Here is a 23,866-nt window from a genome sequence, read left to right as displayed (position 1 = left end):
GCCGGTTGCGGCGCGGGCGGATTTGGTCTAGTCCAGCCTGACATCGACAGCGGAGGATCCACCATGGCTGGCCAATTAATCGTGGGCCTCGACGTTTCGTCACGCGCCCGCGCCGAGGAGATCGTGGCGCTGCTGGGCGACACGGTGGATTTCTACAAGATCGGCTACCAGTGCTTCTACGGCGCCGATGGCTTCAGCCTCGGCAAGGCTTTGCTGGCCGCCGGCAAGAAGGTGTTCTTCGATCTCAAGCTGCTCGACATCGACAATACGGTCGAAAAGGGCGTGGCGGCCATTGCCGAAACCGGCGCCACCATGCTGACCGTCCATGCCTATCCCCAATGCATGCGCGCCGCGGTGCGCGGCGCCGCCGGATCGGACCTCTGCATACTGGGCGTCTCGGTGCTGACCTCGATGGATGATGCCGACGTCGCCGAGGCCGGCTTTGCGCGCGACACGGCAGGCCTTGTGGCGCTGCGGGCGCAGCAGGCGCGCGATGCCGGCATTGGCGGGCTGGTCAGTTCGCCGCACGAAGCCGAAATGGTGCGCACCATTATCGGCCCGCGCATGGCCATCGTCACCCCGGGCATCCGCCTGCCGGGTGCCGCGGCCGGCGACCAGAAGCGCGTCATGGGGCCGGGCGAGGCCCTGGCCGAGGGCGCGACGCATCTGGTCGTGGCCCGCCCGATCATCGAGGCGGCCGACCCGGCCGCCGCAGCACGCGCCATCCTGGCCGACATGAATTCGGGGACGCGCCTCGCATGACCCGCTTTTCCGCCTGTATCGAAATGCTCTTCGTGCCGGAAACGGACGATCCGGCCCAGCGCATTCGCCTCGCCAAGGCGGCGGGGCTCGAGGCCGTCGAATTCTGGTTCTGGTCCAACAAGGACCTCGACGCCGTCGAGCGTGCGCTGGACGAAACCGGGCTGGCGCTGGCAGCGATCGTTGCCGAGCCCTTTGCCGAGCTTACCCGCCAGGGCGATCATGACCGCTTCCTGCGTGGCCTCGAGCAGAGCCGCGACGTCGCGCTGCGCCTGGGCACAAAGGTATTGATCTGCCAGTCGGGTCCGCTGCTGGCCGGCATCGATCGCGCACGCCAGCATGACGACCTGACCCTTGCCATGGCGAGCGCGGCCGACGTGCTGGCCGGCTCCGGCGTGCGTCTGGGGCTCGAACCGCTCAATGACCGGGTCGATCATCCCGGCTATTACCTCACCAGCTCGGCGGAGGCCTTCGCCATCGCCGACGCGGTCAACCGCCCGGAAATCGGGCTGACCTACGATCTCTATCATTCGCTGATCATGGACGAGGACCCGCAGGACGTGGCCGCCGGCCATCTCGACCGCATCTTCCACGTCCACCTCGCCGACCATCCCGGCCGCCACCAGCCCGGCACCGGCCGGCTCGACCTGCAGCCGCACCTGACCTGGCTCGATGCGCAGGGCTATGACGGCTGGGTGGGACTGGAATTCCGGCCGACGGGCAGCACGGCGGATGCGCTGAAGGAGACGTGGGGACGGTTGGGCTGAAGCAAAAAACCCGCACCACCACAGGTGCGGGCTTGGAATTTGAGCGGCTTCCAGCTCACTATTCGGGAGCGCCTACCCCGCCAGCCCATGCGCCTTGGTCAGGTCCTGCAGATCCAGCAGGGGCCGGGCGCCAATATGGCTGATCACTTCGGATGCGGCGAGGCATCCGGTCTGGAGCGAGGATTCCAGCGTCTGGCCGCGGGCCATGCCCAGCAGGAAGCCCGAGGCGAAGAGGTCGCCGGCGCCGGTGGCGTCGACCACCTTGTCGATGGCATAGGCCGGAACCGAGGTCACTTCGCCATTATAGACCGCCATGGCGCCGTCGGCGCCCATGGTAATGGCCGCCAGTTCGGCATCCTTGGCAATCTCGCGCACGGCTTCGCCCAGGTCGTCGGTCTGGTAGAGCGATTTGAGCTCATGCACATTGGCAAAGACGTAGTCGATGGTCTTGGACCGGATCAGGTCGAGGAATTCGGCGCGGTACCGATCAACGCAGAAGGGATCGGAAAGGGTAAAGGCTGCGGCCCGCTCGTTCTTGTGGGCATAGTGGGCGGCCAGCACGAAGGCCTTCTTGGCTTCGACCGGGTCCCACAGGAAGCCTTCCATATAGGTGATGGCGGCGCCGCCGATCTCGTCGGGCCTGATATCCTGCTCGGTGAGCTGGTGGCAGGCGCCGAGATAGGTGTTCATGGTGCGCTCGCCGTCTTCGGAAAGGAAGATCATCGAGCGGGCGGTCAGGGCGCCATTCTTGAGCCGGCTGGTGGAATAGTGCACGCCGATGGCGTCGAGATCGGCCTCGAACACGTCGCCCAGCGGATCATCGGCCACCTTGCCGATAAAGGCGGCGCGGCCACCCAGCGAGGCGACGCCGGCCGCGGTATTGGCAGCGCTGCCGCCCGAGATCTGCTGGCGGCCCAGCGGCATCTTGGCATAGAGGTCCTCGGCCCGATCGGTATCGATCAGGTGCATGATGCCCTCGCTCATGCCCTCCCGTTCGATGAAGCCCGCCTCGACCGGCGCGATGATGTCGACAATCGCATTGCCGATGGTGAGGACGTCAAAGCGGGTCTGGGTCATGAACAGGTCCGGCGCGAGGAAAACCGTTAGCCGGTTTAGAGGAACAGTCGGCTCGCCGCAACCTTGCGCCTGGCGCTAATGCTTCTCGATGATCTGGACGATCAGCGCCTCGATATCCTCGCCGGCCTGGATGGCGATCTGGCCATCGAGCAGCAGCACGGCCAGGCCATGCACGCGGGCCCAGGCCGCGAGAGCGGCGACGCGCCCGGTATCGAGGTCCTCCCCGGTCACGTGGCGCAGCGTGCGATAGGCGGCATCGGCCGCCATGCGCAGGCCGGGGCGATTGTCGCGCCGCAGCACGGGCGAGAACATCAGGCGGAACAGGTTGGGATTATCGAGGGCGAATTTGACATAGGTGCGCCCCATGGCCGTCATATGGTCCAGCGTGTCGTCGGTGGCGATGGCCTCCATGCGCTGCGTGAAGCGCTGATAGCCGGTGACGGCAAGCGCCTCGAGCAGGGCGGAGCGGCTGTCGAAATGCCGGTAGGGCGCGGCGGGCGACACGCCGACGGCCCGGGCCAGGTCGCGCAGCCCCAGCCCGGCTTCGCCTTCCTTTTCGAGGATGACCAGGGCCGCTTCGAGCAGGGCCTGGCGCAGATTGCCATGGTGATAGGGGGCATTGGGAAGGGATGTTGACACTGCTTACTTACTCGTATCTATATGTAAGCATTGATAACATGGCGCCGAGGCCCTGCAAATGGTTAGCGACCTGATCCTGGCGATTGCCCACCATCTGGCGGTCTTTGCGCTGGTGGCTGTCTATGCCGCCGAATTTGCCCTGCTCCGGCCCGGCGTTTCCGGCCCACAAATCCGCCAACTGGGCCGGATCGATGCTGCCTATGGCGGCTTGGCCGCCGTGGTCATCATCGTGGGCATCTTTCGCGTAATCTTCGGGGCCGCCGGCTGGGAATATTATGTCGGCAACCAGGCCTTCTTGGGCAAGATGGCGGCCATCCTCGTGATGGGCCTGCTCACCATTCCGCCGACACTCGCCATCCGCCGCTGGCAGAAGGGGCTGGCGGGGGACGGCAATTATGCGCCGCCGGCGGCCGAGGTCAGCGCCAATCGACGCTATATTCACCTGCAGGGCGCCGTCCTGCTGCTGATCCCGATCTTTGCCGCCGCCATGGCGCGCGGCTATGGCAGCTAGGCGCCCTTGGGCGGTGGCGTCTTGGGCTCGAAGCGGCACCACTGCGCGATAGGACAACGCCAGCATTCGGGCTTGCGCGCCTTGCAGATATAGCGGCCATGCAGGATCAGCCAGTGATGCGCATGCAGCATATATTGCGCGGGAATGACCTTGAGCAGGATCTGCTCGACGGCCAGCGGGTTGGCCCCGGGGGCGAGCCCCGTGCGATTGCCGACGCGGAAGAGGTGGGTATCCACCGCAATGGTGGGCTGCTTGAACCAGATATTGAGCACGACATTGGCGGTCTTGCGACCGACGCCGGGCAGGGCCTCCAGCGCTGCCCGATCCTGGGGGACGTCGCCACCATGCTGGTCGAGCAGGATCTGGCTGAGCGCAAAGACGTTCCTGGCCTTGCCGCGATAGAGCCCGATGGTCTTGATCAGCTCGGTAATGGTGTCCACCCCAAGCGCCACCATGGCGGCCGGGGAGGGGGCCAGCTCGAACAGGCGCCTGGTCGCCTTGTTGACGCCGGCATCGGTCGCCTGGGCTGACAGCACGACGGCAACCAGAAGGGTGAAGGCGTTGAGATAATCGAGTTCGCCCTTGGGCTCGGGCTCGATTTCATGGAAGCGCGCGAAGATGGCCTCGACATCGGCCTTGGGCAGGCTCTTCACTTTTTTCGGCGTTGCCATTCTCTCGCCTCTGATTCTGCGCCTATAGTCAGGCGGAAGAGATCACGATGGCCATGCAAACCACAACCACGACGCCGTTGTTTTCCGCTGCGCTGCGTCCCGACCGGTCGCTGCGGGCCGCGGGCGGCTGGGTTGCGCTGGGCGTGGCGGCGGCGCTGGTGGCGCCGATCATCGTGGCCGTGCCGGAATTTGCCGTGCCGGTGCTGGCCGGATTTGCGCTGACCGCAACGGGTCTGGTCATCCTGGGCGTGCGGCAATCGCGCAACCAGCGCATCACCCAGCAGATCACGCTCTGGCCCGAACAGCTCGAGATCGCCACGACCGACGCCAAGGGGGAGCGGATGCTCCGCCGCTTTGACCCCAAGGCGGTGCGCCTCGTGCTCGATCGTGACCTCAATGAAAAGACAAGGGCGCTGCGATTGCGCAGTGGCACCGAGGACATCGAGATCGGCGCCTTTCTCAATGCCGATGACAAGGCGAGCTTTGCCAAGGAATTCGGCCGGGCCCTGCGCCAGGCACGGCAGTAGCGGGACGCGTCAAAACCGGGTCGCATGGCGCGCCTCGTGGCCCTAGACAGGCACCCAGAAGATGAATGACGCCACGGGTGTTTCGATGAACCAGCTCGCTCCCATCTCGCCGGCCACCGATTACGACATGATCCGCGCGGCGATCCGCTATCTCTCCGAAAACGGCCCCGACGTCGCCGACCTGCCGCGCTTTGCGCTTGCCCTGGGTCTCACCGAGCGCCAGCTGACGGACCTCTTCCGCCGCTGGTGCGGGCTCAGCCCCAAGAGCTTTGCCCAGGCGGTGGCGCTCGATCATGCCAAGTCGCTGCTGCGCGCCAAGCAAAGCGTGCTCGACACCACCTATGAGGTGGGGCTCTCCTCCACCTCGCGCCTGCATGACCTGTTCGTGACCTATGAGGCCATGCCGCCTGGCGTCTTTCGCGCCGGCGGCGCCGGGATCGACATGGTGTGGGGGGCGGCGCCCTCTCCCTTTGGCATGGCGGTGGCGACGGCGACCGATTACGGCATGTCGGGGCTGGGCTTTGCCGACGCGGAGACCAGTATCGAACAGGCCTTCGAGGACCTGGCCAATCGCTGGCCCAATGCCCGTTTCACGCGCGACGATGCGCGGGTCGCACCAATGATCGCCCAGGCCTTCGATCCGGCCCACTGGTCGCCGAAGCGGCCGGTCCGGGTCGTGCTGATCGGCACCGATTTCGAGGTGCAGGTGTGGGAGACGCTGCTCAAGATCCCCTGCGGTCAGGCCACCACCTATCAAAGCGTCGCCAACCATATCGGCCGCCCCACGGCGGCCCGCGCCGTCGGCGCCGCCGTCGGCAAGAACCCGATTTCCTTTGTCGTGCCCTGCCACCGCGTGGTGGGCACGTCAGGCGCGCTCACCGGCTATCACTGGGGCGTGCCGCGCAAGCGCGCCATCCTTGGCTGGGAAGCCGGGGTGATCTCAGCGGCGCATTAGCGTGAATCGGTGGGAACGCTCTTCACCTCTCCCCCAAAGGGAAAGGTGTAGTTCAGCGGCCCCCTACAGCGTGACCCGCTCCACCAGCTTGCCATCGGGGCCGATCTTGTAGACCGTCGGCTCGCCGGTGGCGATTTCGCGCTTGAGGATCTGCTCGGGCGTCAGCCCCTCGATCGCCATGACCAGGGCGCGCAGCGAATTGCCGTGCGCGGCGATCAGCACGGTCTTGCCAGCCTTGAGCTGGGGCAGGATTTCGGCCTCGTAATAGGGCAGGGTGCGCGCAGCGGTGTCCTTGAGGCTTTCGCCACCCGGGGGCGGCACGTCGAAGGACCGGCGCCAGACCAGCACCTGTTCCTCGCCCCACTTGGCGCGGGCATCATCCTTGTTGAGACCGGCGAGGTCACCATAGTCGCGCTCGTTGAGCGCGGTGTGCCGCACGATGGTGACGTTGAGAATGCCCATCTCCTCGAGCATCAGATCGAGGGTGTGCTGGGCGCGGCGCAGAGCCGAGGTGTAATAGAGGTCCGGCACGATCCCCTTGGCCTTGAGCGCCTTGCCGGTGGCGCGGGCTTCCTCGATGCCCTGCTCGGTCAGGTTCGGGTTGCGCCAGCCGGTGAAGAGGTTCTGCAGGTTCCACTCGCTCTGGCCGTGGCGCACGAGGATCAGGGTACCGGTCATGGATATATCCTTGCTGTCTGTCGGTTGGTGGCGCCTTTGCAGCGCATCAGTCGGTGAGGCCGAGGACCTCGTTCATGGAATAAAGCCCGGGCGCCTGTCCGGCGGCCCAGAGGGCGGCGCGGGCGGCGCCATTGGCAAAGATGGTGCGATCCTCGGCGCGGTGGTTGAGTTCGATGCGCTCGGACGGACCGGCGAGAATCACCGAGTGATCCCCCACCACCGTGCCACCCCGCAGGGTGGCAAAGCCGATCGTGCCCGCCTCGCGCGGCCCGGTATGGCCATCGCGCACCCGCACCGAATGGGTCTTGAGCGCGATTTTGCGGCCGGCAGCCGCGGCCTCGCCCAGCAGCAGGGCGCTGCCGGAGGGCGCATCGACCTTCTTGTTGTGGTGCATTTCAAGGATTTCGATGTCGTAATCGGCCAAGGCGGCCGCGGCCTTCCTGACCAGGTTGGCCAGCACCACCATGCCCATGGAGAAATTGCCGGACTTGACCACGCGTGCGCCCTGGCGGCCCGCTTCGGCAATGGCGGCGTCGTCGGCTTCCGAACAGCCGGTCGTGCCGATGATATGGACGAGGCCGAGCGTTGCCGCCTTGTGCGCCAGCGCAACGCTGGCGCCGGGAGCGGTGAAGTCGATGATGGCGTCGGCCCCAACAAGGGCCGCATCCATGTCATCGGTGATCTTGACGCCGAGCGCCGCAATGCCGGCATAGAGCCCCGCATCCTGGCCGATGGCTGCCGTGCCCGGCCGGTCGACGGCGGCGTGCAGGGTCATGCCGGCGGCATTGGCGACGGCACCATGCAGCGCCAGACCGCCCAGCGCGGCCACCGCGCGTATATTGGCAGCGCCCATGCGTCCGCCAGCGCCTGCCACCACGACCTTCAGAGCTGCCATCAATCCATCTCCGCGATTGGGCTCCGCCTATAGCAGCGCCCCGGCAAAACGCCAACAGCCGTGCCCCATTGCCGTCATCATGCTAGGGTTGTGCTTAGTCAGAAACCAAGGGAACTGATTTGGCCATCACCAATGCGCTCGCCGGTATCGCGGTGGACGACATCACCGAGGCGCTCGACTATTACGAGCGCCTGTTCGGCCGGCCCGCCGATGCCCGCCCGATGAGCGAGGTGGGTGAGTGGAAGCTGGCGGGTGGTGGCTGGGTACATGTCTTTACCGATGCCGACCGGGCCGGCGCCTCCACCGTGACGCTGATCGTGGAAGACCTGGCCGAGGAGCTGGGCCGGCTGGCTTTGCTGGAGCTCAAGCCGGTGGCCAAGGCCATGGGCGACTTCTTCAAGACCGCCAAGTTCCGCGACCCCGACGGCAACCAGATCATCTTCAGCCAGCCCCAGCCCGGTACGTATTAGTCTTACCTCTCCCTTTGGGGGAGAGGTGGAGAGAGACCCGCCATGCATGGTGGCGCTAAACGCGCCGCAGCTGCACCGTCTCGATCAGGTGGCTCTTGCCCTTCTTGAGGATCAGGTCCGCCCGACCGCGGGTGGGCAGCACGTTGTCGATCAGGTTGGGCAGGTTGATGGTGCGCCACACCATGCGGCCGAATTCACCGGCCTCGGCCTCGCTCATTTCGGCAAAGCGGCGGAAGAAGGAGGTCGGGTCCTTGAAGGCGGTTTCGCGCAGGCGGAAGAAGCGCTCCATGAACCAGTCTTCGAGATCGTCGGTATCGGCGTCGATATAGACCGAGAAATCGATGAAGTCGGAGGCAAACAGGATCGGCTTGCCGTCCTTGGGCAGCTCGCCGGGCTGGAGGATATTGAGCCCCTCGACGATGAGGATGTCGGGCCGGTCGACAATGACTTCGCCGCCCGCCACGACGTCATAGACCAGGTGCGAATAGACAGGCGCCTTGACGCCGCCCTTGCCCGATTTGATATCGGCGAGGAACTGCACGAAGCGCGTCCGGTCATAGCTTTCAGGAAAACCCTTGCGCTCCATGATGCCGCGCTCGGCCAGGATCGCATTGGGGTAGAGGAAGCCGTCGGTGGTGACGAGGTCAACCTTTGGGCTGGCCGGCCAGCGCTGCAGCAGCGCCTGCAGGATACGCGCGGTGGTGGATTTGCCCACCGCCACCGAACCGGCGACGCCGATGATGAAGGGCAGCTTCTGGTCCGGTGCCTCGAGGAACCGCGTCGAGACGCTGTGCAGGTGCTGCACCGCCTCGACATAGAAGGAGAGGAGGCGCGTCAGGGGCAGATAGACCTCTTCGGCCTCTTCCAGCGAGATCGGATCGGAGAGCGTGCGCAGCCGCGAAATATCCTCGCGGGTCAGCGTCATCGGCTCGTCGGCGCGCAGCTCGCTCCACTGCGCCTTGGTGAAGTGATGGTAGGGCGCAAGCACGGGGGAACGCCTGGCCATCAATGCTGGTCCCTGCGGCTGGCCTTTTCGGCGAGACCCGACTGGGCCGTGCGCGCATCGAGTTCGGCCATGACCTCGCTCAAGGGAATGTCGGCGGCGCGCAGCACCACCAGCAGGTGGTAGAGCATATCGGCCGATTCCTTGACCAGTTCGGGCCGATTGCCGGTCACCGCCGCGATCACCGCTTCGGTGGCTTCCTCGCCCAGCTTCTGCGCGCATTTTTCCATGCCGCGGCCAATGAGTTTTGCGGTGTAGCTTTCATCAGGCGAGGCCGCGGCGCGCAAGGCAATGCGCGCTTCAAGGTCATCCAAGGTCATGGGCATGTCGGGTGTCTCCGGCCGTTGACGGCTTAGAGCAAAAAACGGAGCCGCCGTCACTACGACCTAAGCCGCCATTCGAGCGCAACTCTCATGGACTTAGTCGCTCAGGCGATTTGCCCTGTCGGTCGCGGCCAAGTCCATCCGGACGGCGACGCCGTGCTCGCGCATATATTGCTTGGCCTGGGGAATGGTGAAGGTGCCGAAATGGAAGATCGAGGCGGCCAGCACGGCGCTGGCATGGCCCTCGGTCACGCCGTCGACGAGATCCTGCAGGCTGCCGACGCCGCCGGAGGCGATGACCGGCACTTCCACCGCATCGGCAATGGCGCGGGTGAGCTTGAGGTCAAAGCCCGACTTGGTGCCGTCGCGATCCATCGAGGTCACCAGCAATTCGCCGGCGCCGCGCTCCACCATGCGGACGGCAAATTCCACCGCATCGAGCCCGGATGGCTTGCGCCCGCCATGGGTGAAGATTTCCCACGCGCTGGCATTGTCGCCACCCACGGCCTGGGTCAGCCGCTGCTTGGCATCGACCGAGACGACAATGCACTGGTTGCCGAACTTGTCGGCGGCACGGGAGATGAAATCGGGGTCGTTCACCGCCGCCGAATTGATCGCCACCTTGTCGGCGCCGGCCAGCAGGAGCTTGCGGATATCCTCGATGCTGCGCACGCCGCCGCCCACGGTCACCGGCATGAAGCAGTGCTCGGCGGTGCGCGCCACCACGTCGAAAATGGTGTCGCGGCCCTCGTGGCTGGCGGTGATATCGAGGAAGGTCAGCTCATCGGCGCCCGCGGCGTCATAGGCCATGGCGGCCTCGACCGGGTCGCCGGCATCGCGCAGGTCGACGAACTGCACGCCTTTGACGACACGGCCGCCCATGACATCGAGGCAGGGAATGAGACGGGTCTTGAGCGTCACAGTCGGGTTTCCTTCCGCTGCTGGCGCCGGCGCATCAGCACGGCAAATGCCGTGAAGGCCAGCGAGAACAGCCACATGAAAAAGGCGAAGACGGCGACCAGCAGGGCCCAGCTCGGCAGCCAGTTGAGCAGGGCCGCATAGCCCAGCGCCACTATCGGCACGATCGGCGCGAGATACCACCACCAGTTGACCTTGCGGATCATGATGTGGCGCGGCGCGGCTTTCATGCTGCAGCTTTCAGCATGGCCAGTGCTTCACGTGAATCAATGCGCCCGTCATAGAGCGCCCGGCCGGAAATGGCGCCTTCCAGCACGGCGGCATCGGACCGCGTCATGCGCTCGATATCGGCCATGGAGGCGAGGCCGCCCGAGGCGATCACCGGAATTGTGGTGGCCCGCGCCAGCTCCAGCGTCGAATCCCAGTTGATGCCGGCCAGCACGCCGTCGCGGTCGATATCGGTATAGATGATGGCCGCCACGCCAGCGCCCTCGAAGCGCTTGGCCAGTTCGATCACCGAGAGTTCGGAGGTTTCCGCCCAGCCTTCCACCGCCACCATGCCACCGCGCGCATCGGTGCCGACGGCGACCTGGCCGGGCCATTTGCGCGCCGCCTCGCGCACCAGAGCCGGATCGCGCACCGCGACCGTGCCGAGAATGACGCGGGCGAGGCCCTTGTCGAGCCAGCTCTCGATATGGGCCAGCGTGCGGATGCCGCCGCCGAGCTGGACCGGGAAGTTCACCGTCCTGAGGATGGCTTCCACTGCGGCGCCATTGACGCTCTCGCCGGCAAAGGCGCCGTTGAGATCGACAACGTGCAGATATTCAAAGCCCTGGTCCTCGAACGATTTGGCCTGGGCGGCGGGGTCGTCGTTGAAGACGGTCGCCTGATCCATGTCGCCCAGCTTGAGGCGCACGCATTGGCCGTCCTTGAGGTCGATGGCGGGGAAAAGGATCACGGCGTCCACCTCAGGAAATTCTCGATCAGCTGCAGGCCCAGCGCCTGGCTCTTTTCCGGATGGAACTGGGTGCCGAACATGTTGTCGCGGCCGACACAGGCGGTGAGCGGCCCGCCATAGTCGGTGGTGGCGAGGCACTCGTCCGGGCGCTCGGTCACCAGGTGATAGGAGTGGACGAAATAGGCGTGCAGCCCATCGGGCCCATCGGGAATGCCGGCAAAGAGCGCATGCGGACGGGTCACCGAAATGGTGTTCCAGCCCATATGCGGGATCTTGAGCGCCGGATCGGCCGGCGTGATCTTCTGCACCGCGCCGGCGATCCAGCCCAGACCCGGCGTCACGACCTTTTCGCGACCCTCGCTGGCCATGAGCTGCATGCCGACGCAGACGCCCAGGAACGGCACGCCGCCGCGGATCACCCTTTCCTCGAGCACGTCCACCATGCCGGGCACGGCATCGAGCCCGGCCTTGCAGTCGGCAAAGGCGCCGACGCCGGGCAGCATGATGCGGTCGGCCACACGGACCCGCGCGGGGTCGGCCGTCACCTCAACGGTAATGCCGCCCAGGCCATCGGCCATGCGCTCGAAGGCCTTGGAGGCCGAGTGCAGGTTGCCGGCGCCGTAGTCGATAATGGTGACGAGGCTCATCGGATCGCCTCGAGCTGCGCCAGGTCGGGGCCGAGCGCGACGCGGGTGCCGCGATGGGTCCAGCCGCGCCAGGCGAGCGCATGCCGGCGGAGGCCCGGAGCGGCAAAGCCGAGCCAGACGGCGCCCAGCACGTAAAGCGGAAAGGTCGCATCGTCGCCGATCACGCGCGTGAGAAGGACCAGCGCCACCACGGCCAGCACAAAGCCGAGCAGTTCCAGCCATAGCCCATGCAGAACCAGGAAGACCGGCGGCAGGAGGGCAGCCAGCCAGGAGAATTTCTCCGGCACGGCGGCGGGCAAGGCCGGCTTGCCGGGCTTGGGATCATAGATGGCGTATAGAGTCACCGAACACTCCAAACTCTCGATGTCATCCCGGCCTTGAGCCGGGATCCATCCTGAGATCTCGAGATGGGCCCCGGCTCAAGGCCGGGGTGACACCGTGGTTGGGGCTGACTTAGTGCAAAATGCCTGGCGTTGAAAGCCCGTCGGAGCGCTCAGAGCGTGCCCTTGGTGCTCGGCACCCGATCACCCACCCGCGGGTCGATCTCGACCGCCTCGCGCAAGGCGCGGGCGACGGCCTTGAACATCGACTCGGCTAGATGGTGGTTGTTGTCGGTGTAGAAGTTCTCGATATGCAGGGTAATGCCGGCATTCATGGCGAAGGCCTGGAAGAATTCGCGGAACAGCTCGGTATCCATCTCGCCGACCTTGTCCCTGGAGAACTCCGCCCGGAACACCAGGAAGGGGCGCCCGGACACGTCCAGCGCCGCACGGGTCAGCGTGCCATCCATCGGCAGGTCGGCCGAGGCATAGCGGCGGATGCCCTTCTTGTCCCCCAGCGCCTGCGAAATGGCCTGGCCCAGGGCGATGCCCACGTCTTCCGCCGTGTGGTGGAAGTCGATGTGCAGGTCCCCCTTGCAGGCGACATCCATGTCGATGAGGGAGTGGCGGGACAGCTGGTCGAGCATGTGGTCGAGGAAGCCGATGCCCGTGGCCATGGCATGCGCGCCCGTGCCGTCGAGGTTTACCGAGACAGCGATCTCGGTCTCGTTGGTCTTGCGGGCAATGGTTGCTTTGCGCATGGGCGGGTCTCCGGACAGGGCGGCTCTCTAGCAGATAGGCACGATCCCGTGAAGATTGGGTTGAGGCCCCGCATCGGACGGCGTTGCCCATCGCCCATCATTGCATTCCTCGGCGACGCTCCTAAATATCAGCCAACAGTTCTGGAGTATCTTCCGATCATGAGTGACTCTGCATTTCCCGGCTGGCACGGGACGACGATCGTTTCCGTGCGCAAGGGCAATAAGGTCGTGGTGGCTGGCGATGGCCAGGTGTCCATGGGCCAGACCGTGATGAAGCACGGCGCCAAGAAAGTCCGGCGGCTGGCCGGCGGCAATGTGATCGGCGGCTTTGCCGGTTCCACCGCCGATGCCTTCACCCTCTTCGAGCGGCTCGAAGCCCGGCTCGAGCAATATCCCGACCAGCTGATGCGCGCCGCGGTCGAACTGGCCAAGGACTGGCGCACCGACCGCTACCTGCGCAAGCTCGAAGCCATGATGATCGTGGCGGACAAGCGCGAAACCCTGGTGCTGACCGGCACGGGCGACGTGCTCACCCCCGATCACGGCGTCATCGCCATTGGCTCGGGCGGCAATTATGCGCTCAGTGCCGCCCTGGCGCTGGCCGATGCCACCGAGCTCGACGCCGAGGATATCGCCCGGCGCGCCATGAAGATCGCCGAGCAGGTCTGCGTCTATACCAATGGCAATGTCACGCTCGAAGCCATCGAGCTTTCCGCGTGAACTATTCCGTCCGGCGCCTCACCCGGGACGATGTCGATGCCTATCGCGCCATCCGGCTCGAAGCGCTGACCAATCATCCGGAAGCCTTTGCCAGCTCGGCGGAGGATTTCGTGCTGCGCTCGATCCCCGACCTCGAAGGCCTGCTGGAAAAGCTGGTGTTTCTGGGGGCGGTGCTGCCGGGGGGCGAGCTGGCCGGGATCATGGCCTATGACCGGGGCCAGAAGCGCGAGGCCCATCGCGGCTGGCTGCTCCAGGTCTATGTGAAGCCGGCCATGCGCAGCACGGGCTGCGCCAAGGCCTTGCTCGACGCCGTCATTGCCCATGCGCAGGCCGAAGTGCTGCAGCTGCATCTCAGCGTTGCCAGCCACAACGAGCCGGCGCTCCGGCTCTACCAGAGGGCGGGGTTCGTCATCTATGGCACGGATCCTCGCTTCCAACGCGTGAACGGTCGCTTTGTCGACGAACACCTGATGGTGCGCTTCTTCGACAAGGCACCAGGAAAGACAGAAAATGACTGAAACCAATTTCTCCCCGCGCGAGATCGTTTCCGAGCTCGATCGCAATATTGTCGGCCAGAACGATGCCAAGCGGGCCGTGGCCGTCGCCCTGCGCAACCGCTGGCGCCGGCAGCAGCTGGGCCCCGACATGCGCCGCGAGGTGACACCCAAGAATATCCTGATGATCGGGCCGACCGGCGTCGGCAAGACCGAGATCGCCCGGCGTCTTGCCCGACTTGCTCAAGCCCCCTTCATCAAGGTGGAAGCCACCAAGTTCACCGAGGTGGGCTATGTCGGCCGCGATGTCGAACAGATCATCCGCGACCTCGTCGAGGCGGGCATTGCCGTTTTGCGCGACAAGCGCCGCGCCGACGTGCAGGCGCAGGCCCATGCCAATGCGGAAAACCGCGTGCTCGATGCGCTGGTCGGCACCTCGGCCACGCCCTCGACGCGCGACAGTTTCCGCCGCAAGCTGCGCAATAACGAAATCGACGACAACGAAATCGAGATCGAGATGCAGCCCTCGGCCAATACCGGGGGCTTCGAGATCCCCGGCATGCCCAATGGCGGCATCGGCATGATCAACCTTTCTGACATGTTCAAGCAGGCCATGGGCGGGCGCGGGGTCAAGCGCAAGATCAAGGTCAAGGACGCCTATGAGCCGCTGATCGCCGAGGAAGCCGACAAGCTGCTCGACCAGGACCAGCTCAAGGCCGAGGCCATCGAGCTGGTGGAAAATCACGGCATCGTCTTCATCGACGAGATCGACAAGGTGGCCCATCGTGAGGGCGGCGCCCAGGGCGGTCCGTCGCGCGAGGGCGTGCAGCGCGATCTCTTGCCACTGATCGAGGGCACGACGGTCTCAACCAAATATGGGCCGGTCAAGACCGACCATATCCTGTTCATCGCCTCGGGCGCCTTCCACGTCTCCAAGCCGAGCGACCTCTTGCCCGAACTGCAGGGCCGCCTGCCGATCCGGGTCGAGCTCAAGGCCCTGACCCGCGAGGATTTCATCCAGATCCTCTCGAGCACCGATGCGAGCCTGATCAAGCAATATGTAGCTCTGATGGGCACCGAGGGCGTCGTGCTCGACTTCACCAGGGACGCCATCGAGGCCATTGCCGACGCGGCCGTGCGGGTCAACAATTCGGTCGAGAATATCGGTGCGCGACGCCTGCAGACCGTGATGGAGCGGCTGGTGGAAGACATCAGCTTCGAGGCTCCCGACAAGCAGGGCCAGACCATCACCATCGACGCCGCCTTCGTGGCCGAGAAGGTCGGCGTCTTGGCCAAGGACACGGACCTCAGCAAGTTCGTGCTCTAGGGCAGACCGCCTTGCCCTCTCCCCCTGCGGGAGAGGGCGGCGCCCGTGCCCTAGATCAGCGCCGAAATCCTTGCATCGCTCAGCGCATGAAGACACGCATTGCGCGCCTCGCTCAGCGCCGGATCCATCACCGCGGCGACCTTGACCAGCGCGGCGTCGATCTCCCTGGCCATCTCGATGACCGAGGCAGTGCCACCGCTCTCCGCGCAGATATCCGTCGGACTGTAGTGTTTGGCGGCCAGCACGCTCAGCACGCCGGCCGGATTGGCCTTGAGGGCGCGGGACAGGGCGATGGCAAGGCTCTCCGAACTGCGGCCATCGGTGCCGGGCGCCAGCAGCGGCACCAGGTCGATCCAGCCGCGTTCGCCGGCCTCGATATGATTGAGAAATGCGTTCCAGGACTTGTCGTCGAGCGATTGAACGACGGCCGTCGCGTCCTGGTGCTCCAGCAGGGCGCGGAAGGCGCTTGGCGTCAGATCGGCGGATAGAGCGGGCATGGTCAGCGCGGCAAGGATGGCCGCGACACCAAAAGTGCGCATGATAACCTCCTCCAGCAGACGGGTATAAAAATACGCCCGATCGGAGGGGTTTTCCAGCGCCTCTCAGTTCCGCGACTTGCCCGAGCGCCGCACCACCTCATTGAGCAGGAATTTCAGGTCTTCGGGGTCGAGCCGGCCGATATCGGCGGCCAGCCGGTTGGTCAGCTCGGTCGCCTCGGGCACCAGCCCGCCGGTATCGATGGTGACCTTGGGGTCGCTCATCTCGGCCAGGCGCTGGAGTTCCTCGGCCTCATCCCAGATGACGTTGAAAAAGGCGATCATGCGGTGCAGCAGGAAGCCGGTCGGCCTGCCGCGGCGGCCATGCTCGAGGGCCGAGAGATAGGCGCTCGACACGTTGAGCGCCGATGCCATGTCCTTGAGCGAAATGCCCCGGGCTTCGCGCAATTCGCGAATCTTGGCGCCGAGCGGGGTCATGCGCGGCGCAGGCGCACATACCACGCCCCCTCTCCGCCATGGCCGCGTGCCGCCACGCTCCAGCCCGAAATCATCGGCGACAGCGACGGCTCGCTCAGCCAGACCGGCAGCATGGTGCGCAGCACGCCGCGCTCGGTCATGGCGGCGATATAGTCGCTGTCGGTCTTGACCCCCTTGCCAGTGATGACCAGCACGGTGCGGTCACCGCGCGAAAACCGCGCATGGATGAAGCGGTGCAGGGCGCCGCGCGCCTCGTTCTGGGTCATGCCATGCAGGTCGATCCGACCATCGATATCGATACGACCGCGCCCGACCTTCTTGCGGATCGAGGGATCGACGGCCTTTTCCGGTGCCGCAGCGGAGGGCAGGGGCGCCTGATAGGGCGGCAGGAAGGGCTGGCGCGGCGGCTTGCGCCGGGGTGGCGGCTTGGTCGCGGCAGAGGGCTGCTCCTCGACCGGCAGCGGCAGGGGGCCCGCCGCCATTTTCAGCAGGCCCTTGCGGCGCAGCGGATCGATGGTCGATGCGACCGCTGTCCACAGGTGGAAGTCGTGCGGCAGGCGCTTGGGATCACGCTTGGACATGGAAAGGGTCGCCGGCCCGCCGCTTGCTCAGGATCAGTCGAGCTGGCTGGTCGCGATGACCTTCCAGTTGGGGTCGCGCGACTTCGGGTTGCGTGCAAAGGTCCATTCGTCGGCGACGGTCTGCACCTGGTCGGCATTGCCCTCGACCAGGGCGCCATCCTTGTCGCGGGTGGCCGAAACCACCTCGGCATGGAAGCGCACGGTCACCAGCACGTTCTTCTTGTCGTATTCGGCATCGGAAATCTCGACCTTGGGCAGGCCGACAAAGGTGAAGTCCACGGTCTGGCCGGCGGCCTCGCGCTCGCTGATGGCGCGGTGGAAGCCGTCATAGACGTCCTTTTCGAGGAGATTCTTCAGCATCTGGCGGTCGCCCGTGGCATAGGCCGTGACGATCATCTCATAGGCCTGCTTGGCGCCTTCGAGGAAGCTCTTGGGGGTGAAGGTCGGATCGGCCTCCACCACGGCGCGGAAGCCGGCGGCCAGTTCGTCATTGCCCTTGGCGAACTGTTCGATCTCGGCTTCGATCTTGCGGCTGCGGTGATCCTCGTCGAGCTCGGGCGCGGCCGTGCCCCGCGGACGCAGCGGCACCACCGTATCATCGGCCGCCGCTTCCGCTGCCGGCTTGCGGCGTTCCAGCGGCGGGCGTTCATTGCCGGTCCTGGTGCCCAATACGGAGCGCAGCCGGAACAGCACGAAGACGGCCACGGCAATCACGATGAGGGTCGGCAGGTCGAAGAATTCATCCATGGGGCAATGCACCTTAGCGTGAGCGCGCCGAAGAAAACGACGCGGCGACGCTCGTTGAGCGCCTCGTTTGTCCTATATATAGGCAAAGCCTCACCCCAAAACCAGTTCACGATAGGGCGAGAGTCCTATTTTGCCGCAGCGCATACAGAAGGAAACCCCGATCTTGGCACGATTTTTCGCCCTAGGCCTGATCCTCTTGCCGATTATCGAGATCGCCATCTTCATCAAGGTGGGCCAGACCATCGGCCTGTTGCCCACGCTGGCCCTGGTGATCGGCGCCGCCATTCTGGGCGGTTTGCTGCTGCGCCAGCAGGGCGTTTCGGTGCTCGGACAGCTGCGCAGCAATGTCAATTCCGGCCGCATGCCGGGCCGCACCATTGCCGATGCGATGATGCTCGGGGTGGCCGCCCTGTTCCTGGTCCTGCCCGGCTTTCTCAGCGATATCGTGGCGCTGGCCTTGCTGCTGCCACCGGTGCGCAACTGGATCTATTCCAGTCTGGCCAGCCGGGTCACGGTGGTCGAGACCGCCAGCTACCGCCGCCGCAGCGAGGCGGGCGACCCGCGGCTCAACGATGGCACGATCGATCTCGACGACGATGACTACCGCCCGCGCTGACGGGCGCCAGCTTGTCGCTCCAGCGCAAAGATGGTAGCGACCCAACAACGATATTTCGGCAAAGGACTGCAAGCTCATGGCTGACGAAACCCAGGGCGGTGCCGCCCCCCAGGCAGCAAACCTGCCCTCGATGAACATGGTGGGCCAGTATATCCGCGACCTCTCCTTCGAGAATCCGGGCGCGCCCGGCTCGATCATGGCGGGCGGCGGCAATCCGGCCTTCAACGTCTCGATCTCGGTCGCCGTCAAGAAGCAGGCCGACGACATGTATGCGGTCGAGCTGACGCTCAATGCCAAGGCCAATCGCGAACAGACCATCCTGTTCAATGTCGAGCTGGTCTATGGCGGCGTGTTCCGCCTCAAGAACATTCCCGAGGCCCAGCTCAGCCAGCTGCTGATGATCGAATGTCCGCGGCTGATCTTCCCCTTCGCCCGCCAGGTGCTGGCCAGCGTCACCCAGCAGGGCGGCTTCCCGCCGCTGATGATGGAGCCCGTCGATTTTGCCGCCATCTACCGGCAGAACCTGGCGGCGCTGGCCGCCAAGCAGCAGGGCGCGGGCGCCCAGCCTGCTCCGGGCAGCGAGTCCGAAAAGCTCAACTGATATATCCTGCAATTGACGAAAAAGCCCCGGGAGACCGGGGCTTTTTTATTGGGTGGCGCGGAGCGGGCCGGCGACATCGGCATATTGCGCCCAGATCGACTCTGCCCCCAAAGTGGCGACCAGGCGCTCATGGGCCAGCTCTTCATCCGCCGTCAGGCGCGAGGGCAGCGGGGTGGGCCGCGGCGCCACCACGGTGCGCGTGGCAATGGCCTCGGCGCCCGATATCCGCGTCTCGGCGATCAGCGCCAGGCTCACCTGCTTGCCGCCGATCAGCTCGAGATAGACCTCGGCCAGGATCTCGCTGTCGAGCAGCGCGCCGTGGAGGGTCCGGCGGGAATTGTCGATGCCGTAATGCTTGCACAGCGCATCAAGGCTCACCCGGGCGCCCGGATGCTTCTCGCGCGCCAGCATGACGGTATCTATTACCGTATTGGCCAGCGGCCGGTGGCCGGCGCGTTCCAGCTCGGCATTGAGAAAGCCCATGTCGAAGGGCGCATTGTGGATGATCAGCGTGGCGTCGCCGATGAAATCGAGAAAATCGCCTGCCACCGCCTTGAACAGCGGCTTGTCGGCGAGGAACTCCTCGCTCAGCCCATGCACGCGGAAGGCCTCTTCGGGCATGGAGCGCTGCGGGTTGAGATAGACGTGATAGTGCCGGCCGGAGGGAATGTGGTTGATCAGCTCGACGCAGCCGATTTCGACCAGCTTGTCGCCCATGGCGGGGGACAGGCCGGTGGTTTCGGTATCGAGCACGATCTCGCGATTCAACGGCTTGGCCCTCTGGCTTTGATCGCTGCCACCAGCGCGGCGACCATTTCCACCGTCCTGGCGATCGGCATGGACGTGTCGAACAGATACGTGGCGCGCGCCTTCTTTTCGGCCTGGGGCAGCTGTCGGGCAAGGATGGTGTCGAGCTTTTCCACCGTCATGCCCGGCCGGGCCAACGCGCGCTGGCGCTGGATGGCCTCGTCGACCCAGGTCACGGCAATGGCATCAAAGCCATAGTCATAGCCGCTTTCGAACAGCAGGGGCACTTCCACCACGGCCAGTTCATGCCCGGCGGCCTCCGCCTCATCCATGAAACGGGCAATGCGCGCCCGCACCAGGGGATGCACCACGGCTTCGAGCCGCTTGAAGCCGGAAGGATCGGCGGCGAGTTTTTGCGACAATGCCGCCCGGTCGATGGCGCCATTGCGCGTCACGCCGGGAAACTGCGCCTCGACCGGGGCGACGGCCTCGCCGGCATAGAGTTCGGCCACGGCCTCATCGGCCGAAAAGACCGGCACGCCCAGATCGGCAAAGGCCTTGAGCACGGTGGATTTGCCGGTGGCAATGGAACCGGTCATGCCGATGCGCCACATACTCAATGCTCCAGCGTCGCTTCGATGCGGGCGCGCAGGGCCGGCGTCACGCTGGGCCTGACGCCGAACCAGGCTTCAAAGCCCGGCACGGCCTGATGCAGCAGCATGCCCAGCCCGTCCACCGTGCGCAGGCCATGCGCCGCCGCGTCGGCCAGGAGCGGGGTCACCAAGGGTGTATAGACGATGTCGGTCACCAGCGTGGCCTTGGGCAGGAGGGCGAAGTCGAGCCAGTCGAACCGGCTGCCATGCATGCCGATGGCGCTGGTATTGACCACCAGCCCGGTATGCGCCGCCAATTGGGGGAAAGCGTCGAAACCATGCGCCTCGAAGGGGCCGTCGATCTCGGCGACCAGGGCCTGGGCCTTTTCCAGCGTGCGGTTGAGCACATGCACCTTGCCGCCATCGCGCCGGCGCAGTGCCACCAGGATGGCCCGTGCCGCGCCGCCAGCGCCGATGATCATCGCGTCATTGGGACCATCGGACCAGCCGGGCGTTGCGGCATCGAGATTGCCGAGAAAACCCAGATAATCGGTATTGCTGCCATGCACCTTGCCGTCGCGCACCACCAGCGTATTGACCGCGCCGATCGTGGTCGCCAGGGGGTCGACGCTGTCGCAGAGCGCGAACACCGCCTCCTTGTGCGGTATGGTGACATTGCCGCCGGCAAATTCGCCGCTGCGCAGCCGCTCGAAAAAGCCGGGCAGGGCCTCGGGCGCCACATCGATCGCCTCATAGCTGCCGTCGATGCCGTGCTCGACCAGCCATTGGCCGTGGATCAGGGGCGAGCGGGAATGGGCGATGGGGTGGCCGATGACAAAGGCTTTGATGGTCACGTGAGGGTCTCGGGGGCGAGGTTCCGCAGAGCCGCCAGCAGCGGCAGCAGGGGCAAGCCCAGAATGGTGAAATAGTCGCCGGCGACAGTTTCGAACAGGCGGATGGATGGCCCTTCGAGCCGATAGCCGCCCACGGAGGCCAGGATGGCGTCGCCTTCGCGGTCGAGCACCTCTTCGCGCTCGGCGGGCGAGAAATCGCGCATGGTTAGTTCCGCCGTCTGGATATCGGACCAGAGCAGCAGGTCGTCGCGCACCAGGGTGACCGCGGCATGCAGGCGATGGGTCTTGCCGCGCAGATGGTCGAGCTGGGCGGCAGCTTCGCTCCGGTCGGCCGGCTTGTGCAGAAGTTCGGCGCCCAGGCTCAGCGTCTGGTCGGCGCCGATCACAATGGCGCCAGGATTGGCCGCGGCGACCGCAGCGGCCTTGCGCTCGGCCAGCAGCAGGGCGACGTCGCGACCATCGCCGCCAGCGTCCAGGGCGGCGCGTTCGAGGCCGCGCTCGTCGATGCGCGCCGGGGCTGTGGAGAAGTCCAGTCCGGCCTGCTGCAGCAAGGCTTTGCGGGTGTCGCTCTGGCTGGCAAGGATCAACATGGTGGCCATGTTTTCCACACTGTCATCCCCAGCTCAACCCCGTGCCTGTGACAATGACTCATGACTTTGGCCCTCGGCCCGATTTGTTCGACTTGGTTACCGAAGCGTTAACAGTTCAACCCGGCACCCGTCTTGAGCCGGGCGATGGATAGGTCTGGGGATAACCCTTCTGGTGGCTCCCGGCCCCGCCAAGTGGTTTTACACAGCGCCAGACGAATCGTTGACTCCGGAGTCGGCTCGTTAAGGCTTTGTTAATGAGTGTGGCGCCGCTGGGGACCAAAATGGATTCACAGCCTCTGTTAAGGCTCGATTAACCATAGCCCTGCGCGCATGTGCCGCCACGACCCCGATTGTGGACGATGCTGAATTGGCCCAAAACACCGCCATGATAATACAAATACCAAGCAAGAAAGACTCTTTAGGGGTTTGGAAGGGAAGGACGACGTGACCCACAGGCCTCTGCTGGCAACCGTGCTGGGCGAACGCCAGGAACGACCACCGATCTGGATCATGCGCCAGGCTGGCCGCTATCTGCCGGAATATCGCGAGACGCGGACGAGAGCGAAGAACTTCCTCGAGCTTTGCTATACATCCGATCTGGCTGTCGAAGTGTCGCTGCAGCCGCTCCGGCGCTTTGATCTCGATGCGGCGATCCTCTTCTCCGACATCCTGGTCATTCCCGATGCGCTGGGACAGAAGGTTCGCTTCGAACAGGGCGAAGGCCCTATCCTTGATCCGGTTGCTGCCGAAACCATCACGGCGCTGAAGCCGGAACGGGCTCTCGATCATCTGGCGCCCGTGCTGGAGACCGTGCGGCGGCTGCGGGCGGCCATAGCGCCGGAAAAGACCTTGATCGGCTTCTGCGGCTCTCCCTGGACGGTGGCGACCTATATGATCGGGGGCCGCGGCTCGACCGACCAGGCCGCCGCGCGTCTGTTCGCCCTGCGCCATCCCGATGCCTTTGCTGCACTGATGGATATCCTGGTGGCGACGAGCGTCGATTACCTGGTCGCCCAGCTGCAGGCTGGTGCCGACGTGGTGCAGCTGTTTGAGAGCTGGGCGCTCAATCTCGACGACACAGCCTTTGCCAGCCATGTCATCGAGCCCAATCGCCGTATCGTCGCCGGCGTACGCGCCAGGGTGCCCAATGCGCCGATCATCGGCTTTCCGCGCGGCGCGGCGGGCAATCTGGCGCGCTATGCCGAGCTGACAGGGGTCAATGCGCTGGGTCTTGATTATGCCACGCCGCTCGATTTTGCCGGCAAGCACCTGCCGGCTACGCTGCCGGTGCAGGGCAATCTCGATCCGCTGCGGCTGGTGGCGGGCGGCGATCAGCTCGACCGGCGCGTCGATGCCATCATCGACGCCTTCAGCACGCGCCCGCATATCTTCAATCTGGGCCATGGCATCGTGCCCGAAACCCCGATCGAACACGTCGCGCGGCTGGTCGACCGGGTCAAGAAGGGCTGAAGCGTTCAACTGTTGAGGAGTTGAAATCCATGGAATGGGTCAAGGCACTGCATGTCATCTCGGTGATCGCCTGGATGGCCGGCATGCTCTATCTGCCGCGGCTGTTCGTCTATCATGCGGTCGCCGAGATCGGATCGGACAAGTCCGAGACCTTCAAGGTCATGGAGCGGCGCCTGCTCAAGGGCATCATCAATCCGGCGATGATTGCCAGCTGGGTGTTCGGGCTGTGGATGGTGTTCGGCGGCTGGGTCGACATGATGTCCGGCTGGCTGCATGCCAAGCTGTTCCTGGTGCTGCTGCTGACGGCCTGTCACGGCATGCTGGCGAGATATACCCGCCTCTTTGCCCAGGACGAAAACACCAAGCCGCAGAAATTCTTCCGCATCATCAATGAAGTGCCGACGGTCTTGATGATCCTGATCGTCATCTTGGTCGTGGTGAAGCCGTTCTAGCCGCAAAGGGTACAACATCCCACGATCGTCACCCTCGGCTTGACCCGAGGGTACTACACTTAGCGAAAGCGGGGTTGAGCACCGGGCTGAGCGGCCCCTGCCATTCGGCCATAGGCCTCATGGCCTAAAATCACTCCACTGGAGTGATTTTCCCTGCGGGACGGCTCGACGTTTCACGTGAATCCGGATGCCAGTTCGGTTTCATTCTTGAATAAGTGCCC

At 65.1% G+C, this 23,866-nt stretch carries 34 protein-coding genes; 13 read left to right on the top strand and 21 right to left on the bottom strand.

From position 1 onward, the window contains the following. The first annotated feature begins 63 nt into the window (after window positions 1–63). Window positions 64–762, top strand: coding sequence for an orotidine-5'-phosphate decarboxylase (gene pyrF, locus ACLI1C_RS20020; RefSeq protein WP_411399335.1), 699 nt, complete (start codon window positions 64–66; stop codon window positions 760–762). Beyond that, window positions 759–1,526 (top strand): hydroxypyruvate isomerase family protein, encoded by a 768-nt coding sequence (locus tag ACLI1C_RS20015; protein WP_411399334.1) that lies wholly within the window; start codon window positions 759–761, stop codon window positions 1,524–1,526. The genes pyrF and ACLI1C_RS20015 overlap by 4 nt, the downstream gene beginning before the upstream one ends. A gap of 72 nt (window positions 1,527–1,598) precedes the next feature. Here ACLI1C_RS20015 and ACLI1C_RS20010 read toward each other — a convergent pair whose 3' ends face one another. Beyond that, entirely contained in the window at window positions 1,599–2,603 is a 1,005-nt protein-coding gene (locus ACLI1C_RS20010; RefSeq protein WP_411399333.1) for an adenosine kinase, read from the bottom strand. Between the two features lie 75 nt (window positions 2,604–2,678). Beyond that, window positions 2,679–3,242 (bottom strand): TetR/AcrR family transcriptional regulator, encoded by a 564-nt coding sequence (locus ACLI1C_RS20005; protein ID WP_411399332.1) that lies wholly within the window; start codon window positions 3,240–3,242, stop codon window positions 2,679–2,681. Between the two features lie 58 nt (window positions 3,243–3,300). Here ACLI1C_RS20005 and ACLI1C_RS20000 point away from each other — a divergent pair, with 58 nt between their 5' ends. Further along, the gene (locus ACLI1C_RS20000) at window positions 3,301–3,753 is read left to right on the top strand and encodes a DUF2214 family protein (RefSeq protein ID WP_411399331.1); all 453 of its coding nucleotides are present in this window, start codon (window positions 3,301–3,303) and stop codon (window positions 3,751–3,753) included. Here ACLI1C_RS20000 and nth read toward each other — a convergent pair. Then, window positions 3,750–4,424 carry an endonuclease III gene (gene nth, locus ACLI1C_RS19995; RefSeq protein WP_411399330.1) on the bottom strand — a complete coding sequence of 225 codons (675 nt, stop codon included), beginning with the start codon at window positions 4,422–4,424 and terminating at the stop codon, window positions 3,750–3,752. The genes ACLI1C_RS20000 and nth overlap by 4 nt on opposite strands. Window positions 4,425–4,471: 47 nt before the next feature. Here nth and ACLI1C_RS19990 point away from each other — a divergent pair, with 47 nt between their 5' ends. Both ACLI1C_RS19990 and ACLI1C_RS19985 read left to right on the top strand, forming a co-directional pair. Continuing rightward, entirely contained in the window at window positions 4,472–4,951 is a 480-nt protein-coding gene (locus ACLI1C_RS19990; protein WP_411399329.1) for a DUF2244 domain-containing protein, read from the top strand. Between the two features lie 85 nt (window positions 4,952–5,036). Then, on the top strand, window positions 5,037–5,906 hold the full coding sequence (locus ACLI1C_RS19985; protein ID WP_411399328.1) for a methylated-DNA--[protein]-cysteine S-methyltransferase: 870 nt from the start codon (window positions 5,037–5,039) through the stop codon (window positions 5,904–5,906). A 63-nt stretch (window positions 5,907–5,969) separates the two neighbouring features. Here the strand turns inward: ACLI1C_RS19985 and ACLI1C_RS19980 are convergent, their stop codons facing one another. Together ACLI1C_RS19980 and dapB are read right to left on the bottom strand one after the other, a co-directional pair. Continuing rightward, complete coding sequence (locus ACLI1C_RS19980; protein ID WP_411399327.1) at window positions 5,970–6,584, bottom strand: 2,3-bisphosphoglycerate-dependent phosphoglycerate mutase; 615 nt, start codon at window positions 6,582–6,584, stop codon at window positions 5,970–5,972. Between the two features lie 46 nt (window positions 6,585–6,630). Continuing rightward, window positions 6,631–7,479 (bottom strand): 4-hydroxy-tetrahydrodipicolinate reductase, encoded by an 849-nt coding sequence (gene dapB, locus ACLI1C_RS19975; protein ID WP_411399326.1) that lies wholly within the window; start codon window positions 7,477–7,479, stop codon window positions 6,631–6,633. 119 nt (window positions 7,480–7,598) lie between these two features. On the opposite strand from dapB, the gene ACLI1C_RS19970 reads away from it, so the two are divergent. After that, complete coding sequence (locus ACLI1C_RS19970; RefSeq protein WP_411399325.1) at window positions 7,599–7,949, top strand: VOC family protein; 351 nt, start codon at window positions 7,599–7,601, stop codon at window positions 7,947–7,949. Between the two features lie 55 nt (window positions 7,950–8,004). On the opposite strand, the gene coaA is transcribed toward ACLI1C_RS19970, so the two are convergent. The 8 genes from coaA to hisB form a co-directional block, all read right to left on the bottom strand. Beyond that, complete coding sequence (gene coaA / locus ACLI1C_RS19965; RefSeq protein WP_411399324.1) at window positions 8,005–8,955, bottom strand: type I pantothenate kinase; 951 nt, start codon at window positions 8,953–8,955, stop codon at window positions 8,005–8,007. After that, on the bottom strand, window positions 8,955–9,278 hold the full coding sequence (locus ACLI1C_RS19960; protein ID WP_411399323.1) for a phosphoribosyl-ATP diphosphatase: 324 nt from the start codon (window positions 9,276–9,278) through the stop codon (window positions 8,955–8,957). The genes coaA and ACLI1C_RS19960 overlap by 1 nt, the downstream gene beginning before the upstream one ends. Window positions 9,279–9,371: 93 nt before the next feature. Continuing rightward, complete coding sequence (gene hisF, locus ACLI1C_RS19955; RefSeq protein WP_411399321.1) at window positions 9,372–10,196, bottom strand: imidazole glycerol phosphate synthase subunit HisF; 825 nt, start codon at window positions 10,194–10,196, stop codon at window positions 9,372–9,374. Further along, window positions 10,193–10,423 carry a hypothetical protein gene (locus ACLI1C_RS19950; protein WP_411399320.1) on the bottom strand — a complete coding sequence of 77 codons (231 nt, stop codon included), beginning with the start codon at window positions 10,421–10,423 and terminating at the stop codon, window positions 10,193–10,195. Before ACLI1C_RS19950 ends, hisF begins: the two co-directional genes overlap by 4 nt. Then, window positions 10,420–11,151: a 1-(5-phosphoribosyl)-5-[(5-phosphoribosylamino)methylideneamino]imidazole-4-carboxamide isomerase gene (hisA, locus tag ACLI1C_RS19945; protein WP_411399319.1), complete on the bottom strand. Its 732-nt coding sequence runs from the start codon at window positions 11,149–11,151 to the stop codon at window positions 10,420–10,422. Before hisA ends, ACLI1C_RS19950 begins: the two co-directional genes overlap by 4 nt. After that, window positions 11,148–11,798 carry an imidazole glycerol phosphate synthase subunit HisH gene (hisH, locus tag ACLI1C_RS19940; RefSeq protein WP_411399318.1) on the bottom strand — a complete coding sequence of 217 codons (651 nt, stop codon included), beginning with the start codon at window positions 11,796–11,798 and terminating at the stop codon, window positions 11,148–11,150. The genes hisA and hisH overlap by 4 nt, the downstream gene beginning before the upstream one ends. Next, complete coding sequence (locus ACLI1C_RS19935; RefSeq protein WP_411399317.1) at window positions 11,795–12,142, bottom strand: DUF2628 domain-containing protein; 348 nt, start codon at window positions 12,140–12,142, stop codon at window positions 11,795–11,797. Before ACLI1C_RS19935 ends, hisH begins: the two co-directional genes overlap by 4 nt. A gap of 149 nt (window positions 12,143–12,291) precedes the next feature. Then, window positions 12,292–12,879: an imidazoleglycerol-phosphate dehydratase HisB gene (gene hisB, locus ACLI1C_RS19930; protein WP_411399316.1), complete on the bottom strand. Its 588-nt coding sequence runs from the start codon at window positions 12,877–12,879 to the stop codon at window positions 12,292–12,294. A 159-nt stretch (window positions 12,880–13,038) separates the two neighbouring features. Here hisB and hslV point away from each other — a divergent pair, with 159 nt between their 5' ends. The 3 genes from hslV to hslU are packed head-to-tail and all read left to right on the top strand — an operon-like array spanning window position 13,039 to window position 15,420. Next, window positions 13,039–13,599, top strand: coding sequence for an ATP-dependent protease subunit HslV (gene hslV, locus ACLI1C_RS19925; RefSeq protein ID WP_411399315.1), 561 nt, complete (start codon window positions 13,039–13,041; stop codon window positions 13,597–13,599). After that, window positions 13,596–14,117: an N-acetyltransferase family protein gene (locus tag ACLI1C_RS19920; RefSeq protein WP_411399313.1), complete on the top strand. Its 522-nt coding sequence runs from the start codon at window positions 13,596–13,598 to the stop codon at window positions 14,115–14,117. The genes hslV and ACLI1C_RS19920 overlap by 4 nt, the downstream gene beginning before the upstream one ends. Further along, window positions 14,110–15,420, top strand: a complete 1,311-nt coding sequence (hslU, locus tag ACLI1C_RS19915) for an ATP-dependent protease ATPase subunit HslU (protein WP_411399312.1) — start codon at window positions 14,110–14,112, stop codon at window positions 15,418–15,420. Before ACLI1C_RS19920 ends, hslU begins: the two co-directional genes overlap by 8 nt. Window positions 15,421–15,470: 50 nt before the next feature. Here the strand turns inward: hslU and ACLI1C_RS19910 are convergent, their stop codons facing one another. The 4 genes from ACLI1C_RS19910 to ACLI1C_RS19895 form a co-directional block, all read right to left on the bottom strand. Then, window positions 15,471–15,959, bottom strand: a complete 489-nt coding sequence (locus ACLI1C_RS19910; protein ID WP_411399311.1) for a hypothetical protein — start codon at window positions 15,957–15,959, stop codon at window positions 15,471–15,473. 63 nt (window positions 15,960–16,022) lie between these two features. After that, on the bottom strand, window positions 16,023–16,394 hold the full coding sequence (locus ACLI1C_RS19905; protein WP_411399310.1) for a helix-turn-helix domain-containing protein: 372 nt from the start codon (window positions 16,392–16,394) through the stop codon (window positions 16,023–16,025). Then, the gene (locus ACLI1C_RS19900; protein ID WP_411399309.1) at window positions 16,391–16,975 is read right to left on the bottom strand and encodes a Smr/MutS family protein; all 585 of its coding nucleotides are present in this window, start codon (window positions 16,973–16,975) and stop codon (window positions 16,391–16,393) included. The genes ACLI1C_RS19905 and ACLI1C_RS19900 overlap by 4 nt, the downstream gene beginning before the upstream one ends. Window positions 16,976–17,008: 33 nt before the next feature. Then, window positions 17,009–17,722 carry a Tim44/TimA family putative adaptor protein gene (locus ACLI1C_RS19895; protein ID WP_411399308.1) on the bottom strand — a complete coding sequence of 238 codons (714 nt, stop codon included), beginning with the start codon at window positions 17,720–17,722 and terminating at the stop codon, window positions 17,009–17,011. 163 nt (window positions 17,723–17,885) lie between these two features. Between ACLI1C_RS19895 and ACLI1C_RS19890 the strand changes: the two genes are divergently transcribed. Next, window positions 17,886–18,338, top strand: a complete 453-nt coding sequence (locus tag ACLI1C_RS19890) for an FxsA family protein (protein ID WP_411399307.1) — start codon at window positions 17,886–17,888, stop codon at window positions 18,336–18,338. A gap of 76 nt (window positions 18,339–18,414) precedes the next feature. Continuing rightward, window positions 18,415–18,939 (top strand): protein-export chaperone SecB, encoded by a 525-nt coding sequence (gene secB / locus ACLI1C_RS19885; protein WP_411399306.1) that lies wholly within the window; start codon window positions 18,415–18,417, stop codon window positions 18,937–18,939. A 45-nt stretch (window positions 18,940–18,984) separates the two neighbouring features. Here the strand turns inward: secB and dnaQ are convergent, their stop codons facing one another. From dnaQ to ACLI1C_RS19865, 4 genes are read right to left on the bottom strand one after another with little or no spacing between them, the layout of a single operon-like run. After that, a complete protein-coding gene (gene dnaQ, locus ACLI1C_RS19880) occupies window positions 18,985–19,707 on the bottom strand; it encodes a DNA polymerase III subunit epsilon (protein ID WP_411399305.1) in 723 nt (240 codons plus the stop codon). Continuing rightward, the gene (coaE, locus tag ACLI1C_RS19875; protein ID WP_411399304.1) at window positions 19,704–20,300 is read right to left on the bottom strand and encodes a dephospho-CoA kinase; all 597 of its coding nucleotides are present in this window, start codon (window positions 20,298–20,300) and stop codon (window positions 19,704–19,706) included. Before coaE ends, dnaQ begins: the two co-directional genes overlap by 4 nt. Window positions 20,301–20,302: 2 nt before the next feature. After that, window positions 20,303–21,133: a shikimate dehydrogenase gene (locus tag ACLI1C_RS19870; RefSeq protein ID WP_411399303.1), complete on the bottom strand. Its 831-nt coding sequence runs from the start codon at window positions 21,131–21,133 to the stop codon at window positions 20,303–20,305. Beyond that, window positions 21,130–21,732 carry a Maf family protein gene (locus tag ACLI1C_RS19865; protein WP_411399302.1) on the bottom strand — a complete coding sequence of 201 codons (603 nt, stop codon included), beginning with the start codon at window positions 21,730–21,732 and terminating at the stop codon, window positions 21,130–21,132. The genes ACLI1C_RS19870 and ACLI1C_RS19865 overlap by 4 nt, the downstream gene beginning before the upstream one ends. A 435-nt stretch (window positions 21,733–22,167) precedes the next feature. Between ACLI1C_RS19865 and hemE the strand changes: the two genes are divergently transcribed. After that, window positions 22,168–23,193 (top strand): uroporphyrinogen decarboxylase, encoded by a 1,026-nt coding sequence (gene hemE / locus ACLI1C_RS19860; protein ID WP_411399301.1) that lies wholly within the window; start codon window positions 22,168–22,170, stop codon window positions 23,191–23,193. 29 nt (window positions 23,194–23,222) lie between these two features. After that, window positions 23,223–23,645: a protoporphyrinogen oxidase HemJ gene (gene hemJ, locus ACLI1C_RS19855; protein ID WP_411399300.1), complete on the top strand. Its 423-nt coding sequence runs from the start codon at window positions 23,223–23,225 to the stop codon at window positions 23,643–23,645. The last annotated feature ends 221 nt before the right edge of the window (window positions 23,646–23,866 follow it).

Origin of the sequence: Devosia sp. XGJD_8 (genome assembly GCF_046614475.1) — a bacterium.
Classification (GTDB): domain Bacteria; phylum Pseudomonadota; class Alphaproteobacteria; order Rhizobiales; family Devosiaceae; genus Devosia.
The sequence above is the reverse complement of the archived record's forward strand: the minus strand, read 5'-3'. Positions and strand labels throughout refer to the sequence as shown.

Coding starts and splice junctions, on each gene's coding strand:
- pyrF (WP_411399335.1), top strand. CDS start 64: ATGGCTGGCCAATTAATCGTGGGCCTCGACGTTTCGTCACGCGCCCGC.
- ACLI1C_RS20015 (WP_411399334.1), top strand. CDS start 759: ATGACCCGCTTTTCCGCCTGTATCGAAATGCTCTTCGTGCCGGAAACG.
- ACLI1C_RS20010 (WP_411399333.1), bottom strand. CDS start 2,603: ATGACCCAGACCCGCTTTGACGTCCTCACCATCGGCAATGCGATTGTC.
- ACLI1C_RS20000 (WP_411399331.1), top strand. CDS start 3,301: ATGGTTAGCGACCTGATCCTGGCGATTGCCCACCATCTGGCGGTCTTT.
- nth (WP_411399330.1), bottom strand. CDS start 4,424: ATGGCAACGCCGAAAAAAGTGAAGAGCCTGCCCAAGGCCGATGTCGAG.
- ACLI1C_RS19990 (WP_411399329.1), top strand. CDS start 4,472: ATGGCCATGCAAACCACAACCACGACGCCGTTGTTTTCCGCTGCGCTG.
- ACLI1C_RS19985 (WP_411399328.1), top strand. CDS start 5,037: ATGAACCAGCTCGCTCCCATCTCGCCGGCCACCGATTACGACATGATC.
- ACLI1C_RS19980 (WP_411399327.1), bottom strand. CDS start 6,584: ATGACCGGTACCCTGATCCTCGTGCGCCACGGCCAGAGCGAGTGGAAC.
- dapB (WP_411399326.1), bottom strand. CDS start 7,479: ATGGCAGCTCTGAAGGTCGTGGTGGCAGGCGCTGGCGGACGCATGGGC.
- coaA (WP_411399324.1), bottom strand. CDS start 8,955: ATGGCCAGGCGTTCCCCCGTGCTTGCGCCCTACCATCACTTCACCAAG.
- ACLI1C_RS19960 (WP_411399323.1), bottom strand. CDS start 9,278: ATGCCCATGACCTTGGATGACCTTGAAGCGCGCATTGCCTTGCGCGCC.
- ACLI1C_RS19950 (WP_411399320.1), bottom strand. CDS start 10,423: ATGAAAGCCGCGCCGCGCCACATCATGATCCGCAAGGTCAACTGGTGG.
- hisH (WP_411399318.1), bottom strand. CDS start 11,798: ATGAGCCTCGTCACCATTATCGACTACGGCGCCGGCAACCTGCACTCG.
- hisB (WP_411399316.1), bottom strand. CDS start 12,879: ATGCGCAAAGCAACCATTGCCCGCAAGACCAACGAGACCGAGATCGCT.
- hslV (WP_411399315.1), top strand. CDS start 13,039: ATGAGTGACTCTGCATTTCCCGGCTGGCACGGGACGACGATCGTTTCC.
- hslU (WP_411399312.1), top strand. CDS start 14,110: ATGACTGAAACCAATTTCTCCCCGCGCGAGATCGTTTCCGAGCTCGAT.
- ACLI1C_RS19910 (WP_411399311.1), bottom strand. CDS start 15,959: ATGCGCACTTTTGGTGTCGCGGCCATCCTTGCCGCGCTGACCATGCCC.
- ACLI1C_RS19905 (WP_411399310.1), bottom strand. CDS start 16,394: ATGACCCCGCTCGGCGCCAAGATTCGCGAATTGCGCGAAGCCCGGGGC.
- ACLI1C_RS19900 (WP_411399309.1), bottom strand. CDS start 16,975: ATGTCCAAGCGTGATCCCAAGCGCCTGCCGCACGACTTCCACCTGTGG.
- ACLI1C_RS19895 (WP_411399308.1), bottom strand. CDS start 17,722: ATGGATGAATTCTTCGACCTGCCGACCCTCATCGTGATTGCCGTGGCC.
- secB (WP_411399306.1), top strand. CDS start 18,415: ATGGCTGACGAAACCCAGGGCGGTGCCGCCCCCCAGGCAGCAAACCTG.
- coaE (WP_411399304.1), bottom strand. CDS start 20,300: ATGTGGCGCATCGGCATGACCGGTTCCATTGCCACCGGCAAATCCACC.
- ACLI1C_RS19865 (WP_411399302.1), bottom strand. CDS start 21,732: ATGGCCACCATGTTGATCCTTGCCAGCCAGAGCGACACCCGCAAAGCC.
- hemJ (WP_411399300.1), top strand. CDS start 23,223: ATGGAATGGGTCAAGGCACTGCATGTCATCTCGGTGATCGCCTGGATG.